This is a genomic window from Desertibacillus haloalkaliphilus, from assembly GCF_019039105.1.
Taxonomy (GTDB): Bacteria; Bacillota; Bacilli; order Bacillales; family KJ1-10-99; genus Desertibacillus; species Desertibacillus haloalkaliphilus.
Genome location: NZ_JAHPIV010000494.1, coordinates 1 through 348 on the forward strand (window position 1 = coordinate 1; position 348 = coordinate 348).

Here is a 348-nt window from a genome sequence, read left to right on the forward strand (position 1 = left end):
GGGATGAGTCAATACGGCGCCAAAGCTAGAGCTGAATCTGGAAACTCGTATTCTTCTATACTTTCGTTCTACTATCCAGGTACAAAACTAACAAATTATTAAAGTTAAGGGAGGACACAGAAGATGCGCTCAATGATTAAAACAGCCATCCTCAGCCTCATCGCCATTTTTATTATTGTTCCAACAGCTTCAGCGGACAATTCTGTATCACGAATAGATGGGGGAAATCGTTACTCTTTATCTGTCAATGTGGCGAAAAAAGGTTGGGGAACAGCGAATACCGTTGTGCTAGTAGGGAAAAAAGCTTACGCTGATGCAACAGCAGCTGTCCCTTTAGCGTATCAACAT

General features: G+C 42.2%; 2 protein-coding genes. Both read left to right on the forward strand.

Features of this window, described 5'->3' with window-relative positions; all coding sequences use genetic code 11:
- Positions 1–102, forward strand: a 102-nt coding sequence (locus KH400_RS29290; RefSeq protein WP_438821143.1) for a hypothetical protein, incomplete at its 5' end; no start/stop codon positions are given.
- A gap of 21 nt (positions 103–123) precedes the next feature.
- On the forward strand, positions 124–348 hold a 225-nt coding region (locus KH400_RS22975; RefSeq protein ID WP_217228590.1), incomplete at its 3' end, for a cell wall-binding repeat-containing protein.